Annotated in this window: 3 protein-coding genes; all 3 read right to left on the bottom strand. The window is 44.2% G+C overall.

Going from position 1 to position 10,029, the window contains the following annotated elements:
• Positions 1-28: 28 nt before the first annotated feature.
• Genes GGD38_RS23415 through GGD38_RS23405 form a run of 3 tightly spaced genes read right to left on the bottom strand, consistent with a single transcriptional unit; the run spans position 29 to position 10,016 of the window.
• A complete protein-coding gene (locus GGD38_RS23415) occupies positions 29-1,207 on the bottom strand; it encodes a hypothetical protein (protein ID WP_375301720.1) in 1,179 nt (392 codons plus the stop codon).
• Positions 1,208-1,255: 48 nt separating this feature from the next.
• A complete protein-coding gene (locus GGD38_RS23410; protein WP_375301721.1) occupies positions 1,256-2,005 on the bottom strand; it encodes a hypothetical protein in 750 nt (249 codons plus the stop codon).
• A gap of 22 nt (positions 2,006-2,027) precedes the next feature.
• Complete coding sequence (locus GGD38_RS23405; RefSeq protein ID WP_375301722.1) at positions 2,028-10,016, bottom strand: PA14 domain-containing protein; 7,989 nt, start codon at positions 10,014-10,016, stop codon at positions 2,028-2,030.
• Between the last annotated feature and the right edge of the window lie 13 nt (positions 10,017-10,029).

Raw genomic sequence — 10,029 nt, 5'->3', positions numbered from 1 at the left:
AAGGTTCCACACCAACTATTTTCTTCTATCAATACTTACTGATGCCCACCCAGGCGCTACCCGTGTATTTTATGGTAATGGCGCCACGGGTAGCTATGAAATTCGATTCATTTGAATCTAATCCTGCAATAACTACGGTATTGGTTGTATGTAAATTCTTGATGGTTATTTCGCGGTCTAAAGTACCGGTAGGCAAAGTAATGGTTGCCTGGCCAGCGGCATAGTTTACAAATACTACATCTATACCTGCGGGAATGGTGTATGCACTTCCGGTGACAGTTGCGCTGGTGCGCTGTGGCGACTGTGGCCTTTTTCTAACCTGCCCATTGCCGTCCACAACCAGCATACTATCGGTGGCGCTTGTTGATGCGGGAAGACCGACCAGGCGAAAATCGTTGATACCAATTTTATTAATGAATTCAACCCGGTCCTGTGTCATCGTCAAACCTGCACTCACCTCCCCCCGGGAACAATAAATATTCAAACTGTCACCTGCATACATGTACATACCAGAGCCATTCCCCTCATAGTCTTTATTATATAAATACATGCGGCCACCAATATCGCTTATGGTATAGTCAAAAGTCCCCCAGTTATCAGAAACTTCGGCTGTCATGCCTGCACTTCCCTCACCATCGGCTGAACTTGCACGATAAACAAGTTCACTAACCCCAAGTTGCATACGTGCTCCTGCCCCCAATTGCGGATTTTTAAAACTCATTGTCAGACCATCTGCTAAAACCATACTGGTAGTATTTCCAAAATGCTCATTTCGGTAATCGTAATACAAACCTCCCCAAAGCTGTAAATCTGTAGTATACAAATCATCACTTGTTTTTGTGAGCATATTAATGCCATCGAAATTCTGATACGTTATTAAATTGCGGGCGCCATCATGTATCCTTTCACCGGTCAGTTTAAGATCGGCGTTGGCAAAGTTTTTGCTTCCTCGTCCCAAATGAATGGTATCACCACCTACCACAACCGAGGTATCGTCAAGCTGAGCTATTCTTCTGAACTCCGTTCTACCCCTGCCTCTGTTAAACAGGAAACCCGGCACTGTTTGGGTATGGTTCTCAATAATAAGCTCCGCGGTATCGCAGGTGTTGGTGATCTTTACACTATCAGCTTTGATGGTATATACATATTGAGCATGGAGGGCATTCCCCAATAGCAGAATGGAGAGAACAAAAATTATACGTTTCATAATATTCGATTGGAATAGTTCTTTAATTATTTTTTATAGTGAACCAGATCACAGTTTTGGCGAAGCAAGAAATATCTGGTAATCTTTATACTTTTCTGATGGCTCGTACTTTCCTTTGGCAAGCCGGTTAAAGAACCGCTTTTCATCAAAGAGCTCATCGGTAAACTGTCCCTGCGCATAGTCACTGAACAGGATCTCAACATTACCCTCATTCTGATAAAGCCCGTTGCCGCCTTCGCCAATCAGCTGGTCTTTTTCAACCAGTTCACTGGTATACATTTCATACACTACCTTTTTAAAGAAGCCGGTCTTTTCATCAATTACCATGATAATGTTCTTATATGTTTGACCGGGCGGAAAACTCAGCGTGAGCGTTGCCATACCTTTATTATTTGTTACCCTGGTACGTATACCTTCAAATTGAGCGAGCGCACTATCGAGCACAGCCACGGGATCGGCCATTTGCGAAGGCTGCGGTGTTGACAAATAGATCAGCTTATCTTCATTATTTACCTGCATGGAATAGGTATCGTTTGTTAGCATCTCTGTTCCTTCTATCACAAATCGCATATGGTTCTTATGCAATGCCACTTCGCCCGACATGGTATCGAAGTATTGACCTGGGTTGTCTTTATTCGCATACCTGTATACCACATGAAAGCTTAAGTACGATGCCGACTTATATGCCTGTTGCACTTGCTGCATAAACTGTTTTACTACAAGGGTGCTGTCACCTGCGATTGCCTGCACACTAACCAGTAAACAACCCGCTAACACCAGTAAAATGATCTTCTTCATATAATGATTTTATATGTTCTTTTTATTGTTCCTTAAACAAAGCGCTTCTGCTTTCTTTTATCGTTTGCACCCCACGCTCTGTTTCCTTTTTCACCCGAACCAACGTACCATCATCGTCGTACTCATAGAAGGTGGCATAGTTGTTCTCATCGAGTTCGGCCATTAACCGCAGGTTCACGGCATTGTACACGAACGATTTCATTTGTGCATTGAACGGATGAATGCGGATATCGTCGAAATAAGTAACAGCCGAATCGGAAGCCTGCAGTTCTACTTTCATTTGGATTGCATTGGCAGGAATGTCAACAATTGATTCATAGCGCTGCCATCCTTCAACCAGGTTACCTGCCGGGCTTAACGTAATGGTGCTTACATTACCGCCCGCCGTAAAGCTTACGCGTATGTGATTACGCGTATAGCTTTTGCACATACAACTGTTGTCTTCTTTTACCCAGCCGCCAATGAGTACTTTTTTACCGGCTATGGGCGCAAAGTTTGGCACTATTGTATTCGTTGAGGCCTTCATTCCTTTGAACTTACTACCACAGTCCTCTGATTTCATTTTAGCATTGAGCTGGGGCACTATTGCATCTGAAGCAATTTGCAGATTGGCTTCAATACCCACCAGGTTGTCCTGATCTATCTTCAAGCTATATCTTCCCGTATGTGCCTGTGTGGTGGTAAACCCGGCCTTGAACGGAGAGAAGTCGAACGAGCGGGTAATGGGACAGGCTTCATTGCAGGTGTTTGTTTCAAAACCATAATCCTCAAAACCTTCATAGGCGCCTTCCTGATAATGGCTGTTTTGCAACACGGCAGTTGGCAGTGTTAATCCATAGCCGTAGACACCTGAATTGTAACGACCCAACGGGTCTTTATTTTCCAGCTCAAATCCTTTGCGGTTAAACAAGGTAGTTTGGCTGTTCCATACCCAACGGGTGGTATCATATGAAGGCACCCACTGATTGTTTTGATATACCCAGAATGGAGCAAAATCTTTTATAACTCCAAAAGTGCGGGTATTGATGTATTTAGACGTATCAGATTCCACACGGCTGCCATAATATACATAACTGCGCAGCGGACGGAAATTACCCAGTATGCCATATTGATAAGGGTTAACACTTGTATCGATAATGGAACTGTAACAAATGCTGCTACCTGAATTTGAACATTTCTTCGTTGAATTGTACCGCACTTCAAGCCCCGCCGTATCGGGCACCCGTGGCTTAACAACATACGTTACTTCTATCACCGGCCATTTGGCAGCATCGGCATAACGCTGCGAATACCAGGTTGAATAATAATTACCATAACCACTTTGCAAATAACCCGGCGGTTCTACAAACTCGCCAAATGTACAGGCCGAAGTATCGGCGTGAAAATCTTTTGCGCCCTGTGTAAGCATGAAAGAAGTAGAAACATATCTTCCGATACGGTACCCTTCCACATAATCTTTTACATTGATGGTATCGTTTTGGAAGGGCACTGTTCTTTTAACTTCCCTATGCCATTTACTGTTATATATTTTTTCATGAAAATCTACTAATGGCACCTTCGAATACCAGCCGGGGGTAATCAATGATACACTTAAGGTATCAACCGGGTTTACTGAGTTGGCATTGGGCCACATACCTGGTTTATGACCGCGTTGATCGGCTTGCAACAACATCCTGGCCGATAATATTTCAGCGTTATGAGGCACCTGGTCATTTATATTGTTGAAATCCAAAACAGCCAACGCATTCCGCTCATGCACGCCAATATTGAGATTGTTTTCAGTCATCAACCTATCAGAAACAGAGTCGATCAATGTTAAGGAATCCCTGAAAGTGGGACAGGTTTGCGTAGACAGCAGGCTTGCTGAAAAATTGGGTGCAATACGCACTGTAACAGTATCGGGCGATGGAATTTCCACATTAGCCCTTCTGAATATTACTCCACCGGGGGTGCAGGTACCGATGGTATAATCGTAGTACGATGCGCTGGTAGGCGTACGACGGTATAGTTCTACCATTACATTTCCAATATAACATTCATAGACCGTTTTTACAGGGTCGGCTGTTATTGGCTTAAAGTATTGGTCCTTATTCCTTTTCAATAATGGACAGTTGTTTATATCAAAGCTGTCTATTTCACCAGCCAATGTACCTATCGTCTTAATATTGGCGTCGAGTACAAATAATTGATTTGTTTTTATGAGGTGATCAAAGAACGGCAGCATACAGTTGCATGCTTCCTGTGCAAACAGTGTTGAATCTTCCCTGGTGGCAATACAAGTTTGCTTAACATCATTTTTTCTTCTATCGGCCACTTTCCAAAACTGCGCCATCTCACTGGCATCGGCATTTACCACATGGGTGGCCGTATCAAATACCAGGTGATAATTTCCATTTGCATCTGGCCGCATAGGATTACGTAGCGACACTACCGAACCAACCGCCCCGTTTATATTCCGGTGGCCCGACCTGATGACTTTCAGTGTAACATCATTACCCGAAAACGGCACCCCGTTCCTGTCTACAAGGAATAGTTGTGGTGCGCCACCGTGTACGATATTGCTGTCTATCACCCATAATTTATATCTGTCAGCAAAGGAGGCCGTGTCACCAACAGCACAACCTATAGCGTTGTAAGATTCCTTACTGTATGCCAGTAACTCATCACCTCCCATTAGGTAATTGGCTTCCTGACCATTTATCCCCTGCGTTATTTTACCATTCCTCACCTCCAGATGCATCAACAGGGCGCCAATATTCTGGTAGGCAGGCCCAACGCCTTTATAAGCCCAATGCGCCGGATAGCTAAACTGGTATATGGGATCGTTGAATTCATTTTGTGTTCTTGTCAATAATGGATCACCCGTTTCCGAATCGTACAACATATTTTTGGTAGATACCTTACTTCCCTTTTCAATATGCACCACACTGTCGATGATGCCATACCGGTATATCACTTTTGTCATGGCCGCCGAACGGAATCGGGTGGTTTCCTTCTGGTAAAGGGGTATCAGACTTGGAACAATCACGAAAGCGGGTGCACCGGGTACAGCGAAAAGATCCACATTCACACTAACATTGGCACCAACGGAAACAGAGGTTTGTTCGCGCATATCGGCCATCAACTCCACATCTTTACCAATAATTGCCGTTGTATCTATTGTACCATCCGGGCTAATGGTCGTTACCATGTTGTTCAATTTCTTATAGGTAACGGCATTATTATCGACCCGGTAAAAATTCTCGGTATAGCTTATAAGCCCAACCGAATCAACTTCCGAATACGTAGCTTCTGAACGAAGCTTGCCATTCATATCATTTAGTTCTACTTTAAAGCCCTGTGAAACCGCGAGATAATTTCGGGCATCGATACGCAGGAAATTTCTTAGCGCAGGTTTATATCTTTTCTTGGTATCATTGTCGAACACCGACCAGTCCCAGGTTGTCGGAAAATCATACGTTGTATAGAATCTCGATTCGGAATAGCCATTGGCTGAGCGGGTTTTATTTGTATGGATACTTCTTACGCGCACGTTGCGGTAACCAATGGAAGCACCGGGAAAAAACGCCTCGCCCAACGGTTCTTCGCTATATAAAGTGGCTGCAGGGGCCATTATAGATACTTTATCCCGGTACTCTATGGGCAGGTGGAAAGGATTTTCTTCAGCGCCTATCATTGGCTCCCAGGCAGCTACTCCACTACTGATACGGGTGGGCACACCATTTACGTTTTGCTCCATCGTATAATCGTAATGTTGACCATATACCGCTTCCCGTTGCTTTTTATCTTTTTGTTGCGTCATTTTGTCCCACGAGTCGTAAACAAGAACTGTCTTTACCCGCAAACCGCCACCGTATTTCTTCAGCGTGGGACTATTTAATCGTACATAAGAACGCGAAGGTGTGGTAACGGCCGCCAGGCTATTTTTCCTGGCATCATTAAAGCCATTTAACATAGAAACTACTGTAGGTAGTAAAGGAACAATATTGCTTACAGCTGTGAGCACATTGAATTTATCGCCAGGCTCGGCATCACCGTTTGCTTTGGAAGGCAGGTTCAGCCGCACAAAATTGATGGCAGCCTGAGCCAGTGGGCTCAATGGACCACCGCCATCGCCAGCCTTGTTTACGCCTGCTACTTTGATCCATATAATATTCGGATCGCTGGTTTTACCATACCATTTACCGTTATTATAGGCAGTGTCGGGTTCAGCATAACAGGAAATATATTCTGAACCATAACCCCAGTCATCTGAGGGCATTTTTACAAAAACCCTGAAATATAACCTGCCCATACCTTCCAGGTATCGTGCATACAGTTCCTGATCATTTTGTACAGCAACCGGAATTCGTACAAAGGTAAACAGCTGATCTTCCGGTTTCCAGTATGAGTCAACGTTGTACAGCCTGTCACTACGTGAAGCCACTGCATTTGACGTTCCAAACCCCGCCAGCTCCATCATTTGGGTGGCACGTCTGTTTTGTACATACCCATAATCGTCGCTTTCGTATTTTACTTTTATTCCGCCTCCGGAAGGCAGTTTAATGGAATCCATAGTCCAGGCGGCAGCGTTATTAGCGGCTAGTGTACTATCTTGTAATGCATAAGGATAGTCGGCATTGCTCAAAGGGTTGCCGGTTGTAGCTCCCGGGTTTTGCATTGGGTTTTTATAGGTACCCCATTTATCGGTAGCGTTGGTTATATAACGCGGGTTGTTATTATGATAATAAAATTCATAAGGATTGAGCCTGCCTTTATTGTTCCCATTATATGTGAACCAGATCCTTTTCAGGGTTAGTTTACCCGAGTCGTTACCCTCGCTCTTATATTTATTAATGCCGCGGCACAATTCATATGAATAGTCGAAGTGTACGGTTTTTATAGGTGTGGCGTTTGTATCATGGGCTAAAAAATCGGCCTTTGAATACAGGTCAATCTGTTTCAGGCATAAGGCTTTTCCATTTTTTGTTTTGACACCTTTTTCACTGATCGCCAGCAGATCATCGCGTTGTTGCAGGGTAAAGGTGGCGATCATGGTTTTTGATTCAATGGTATGCAGGTACCACATTTCTTTTTTACCACTTACATAATTCGCTTTATCGTCGCGGTTATAAGTCTTCAATCCTTCGGCATAATTGGCGCTGTCGCTGTAAGGCGCCCGCCATTCGTATGGGCTGGCAATACCAGCCGTTTTTGAATAATTGAATTTTACGGCATCGCCCTGATCATCGTCGCTGATACCATTACCTGTAACATCAACATAGTCGGGCGATAAAATACCGCTCAATAAAAATGAGTGCGCATAGGCCGGTATTTCCTGGCGACTGTAGTAACCCTGCTTGCCACTGATATTGCGTGTACTGTTTTCCTGATCAGAATAAGTGGTCATGCCCGAAAGGTTATTCTTTGCATTACCCTTATCAACCGAAAAGCTTACTTCTTTTTGTTCAATATTATAAACCGGAATACCATATACATACCTGCGGCCGTCGGGGTTTAATACGTCTATTTCAGAAATATGACTGGCTTTCCGGAAGTTATTCACCCGGTCTTCGCGGGTAATAACATTATCTACAATGGCCGTATCGGTAAATACGGGAGGGAAAAAGTGTTTTATATTGATCGTATCCTTATCTCCCGAATAATTATTCCTAGTGAATTCCTTAGTATGATCCTGACTGGGTGTTCTCCAAAAAAGATGCGCATAGGCAAAACCATCTCCGCCCAATTCCAGATATTCTATTTTTAGCTTATAAAAGTGGTCCTTGATCAGGTTTAATTTTGTTTTGGGCCAGTCTGGGTAGGTGCGGGGCTTCCAGGTGTCTATTACAACCGAATCATCGAGCCACACCCGGATCCTGTCGTCGACGACTACCCCAAAATCATAGGTACCGGTTTCAGGTGCTTTCAGGCGGCCCAGCCAGCGGACGGTAAAATTATCATTCGGAAAACTGTCCGAAATTTCTATTTTCTTATTTCCGGCATGAGCATAGTATGGAGTCCACCTCTCCCAGTCGTGATGCATAGTCTCGTTGAATTTTTCCGGAACGAACCAGGGCCCTCTAAATTCAGTATTCTTATAAAAATACCCATTCAACCCGGTGCCTAAACTTATTGTATCGCTCACGGAAATATCATCACAATGGCGGGGGGTGAACGTATTTACTTTATGGTGATAAATGTATTTGTCGAGACCTGCTACTGATGCTTCAGATGCAGTGAGGTAAGAAATAACCTGGGCGCGTTTGTCGCGTTTGGTACGTATAACACTATCCTTTTCCACAGGAATGCTTCCCACTTTAGCTCTGCCGCTGTACCGGTTAAGCGTATTGGCGGCAATTATGGTTGGGCTATTCTTACTGTTCTGGCTTAATGCCGGCGCTACAACATCATCGCCGCCAAGCTTATCATAAAAAGCTTTGGTATTGATCGCCTTTTCACCGGGGTTTCGAAAATAGGTCGCTTCAAATAACCCCCGGCTATTGCGGAAATTGATCGTATTGCCTATTTCGTTTTCTGCTTCCCACGGACCGGATTGAGTATAGGAATAGTTAAAATTCAAATCAACCCCTGCATGTAATATATCGCCAAAGCCGAGGTCGCCGCTAAATGCATTCGTTTTTGTTTTATTGAGAATGCGATGATCGGAGATATACCCGATATCACCGCGATATGGCCTGAAAGTGCCACCGGTACCTTCACCCGACATAGAAAATACATCGTAAGTATACGTGGGCACCCCTATATGTGGAACAGCCGGTTTTTCACGATAAGTAATTTCTTTTTCGCGGTTAAAGTCGGTCAATGCATCACGATTACCGACGAAGTTCTGGTAATTGAGATAGCCGAATACCGGCATGGCCACCGAAGTATCAGCTGATTCAATGTATTCGCTGCCCCAATACCCGCTAATGAATGTTGATGCATGATGCCCTTTCTTTTGATCACCTAGTTTAAAGGTTACACTGTTATTGAAATTGGTCATGGGCATGGTGATATAAGGCGTATATGGCGCCCATGCGAACAACAAGGCACTGCGCTCAGCCCCTAAACTAGCACCATTCCTGTTGCTTAAGCTACTATTAAGCCCCATTTGTATGCCCTTAAGGCCCGTCATCGAATTATAGGGTGCCGAAACACTTAAACCGCCGCTCCAGCCTGGATAATTTTTACTTTGCTCATGCCTGAACTGGTACGACAAACTGGGTTGCAACGTAATACCATTTTGGGTATTATTGGTAAGCGATAAACCTCCCGTTAATGAGCCAAACTGTTTGGCTCCTACACTCAGCGAAGCGTTTAGCGACTGTTCGAAACCCCAGCCGTTATATGTATTATGAAATACGCCGAGGCTCATGCCAGCATCTATACTCAAAGAAGTAGGGTCTTGGCCAGTGCTACTTTTCTTTAATTTATCCAGTCCGAATATTTCCATATTACCACCTACCGTTACTCCCCAGTTATCATTTGGCTTTATATTCGAAACCTTCCTCATTGTATCAGCCCCTCCATTAAAATCATCAGGCACACCGCGCATATTGCGGGTAATAGAACCAGGGTTTATATTCCAACCCAGCCCTACCCAGCTTGCTTCTTCATCCATGGTAATACCACTGTGATAAGCAATGTTCACCGGGTAACCACCCACATCGAGTAAGGGAATGTTATAGCTGAAATCACCCGAGAACAGGTCAACCATATTATTGCTGTTAACCGAACTGAACGACTGGCTCTCAGGTTGTGTAGGCCCGCCAATAAAAGAATGGTTGGCTATGCTTTTGTCCAACGTAATTACCGGTCCATCCATCTTTTTACTCCCTTGTAATGGTGATGCAGACGCCAGGATATTACCGGGAGCAACTCTGTTGTTGTTGCGGGAACTCAACCTGCCCCATTGGTATGGTTCATACCTGCGCCCGATACGCTCAGCGATGGTTAGCTGAACAAAAGAAATGCTCAACAGGAATAAGGCGATGTGCTTCTGATACCTTAATGCTAAACTCAAGATCATGTTCGGGGTATAT

This window comes from Niastella sp. OAS944 (assembly GCA_024809215.1).
Lineage (GTDB): Bacteria > Bacteroidota > Bacteroidia > Chitinophagales > Chitinophagaceae > Niastella.
This window is presented reverse-complemented; position numbering and strand designations above follow the sequence as displayed.

Coding starts and splice junctions, on each gene's coding strand:
- GGD38_RS23410 (WP_375301721.1), bottom strand. CDS start 2,005: ATGAAGAAGATCATTTTACTGGTGTTAGCGGGTTGTTTACTGGTTAGT.
- GGD38_RS23415 (WP_375301720.1), bottom strand. CDS start 1,207: ATGAAACGTATAATTTTTGTTCTCTCCATTCTGCTATTGGGGAATGCC.
- GGD38_RS23405 (WP_375301722.1), bottom strand. CDS start 10,016: ATGATCTTGAGTTTAGCATTAAGGTATCAGAAGCACATCGCCTTATTC.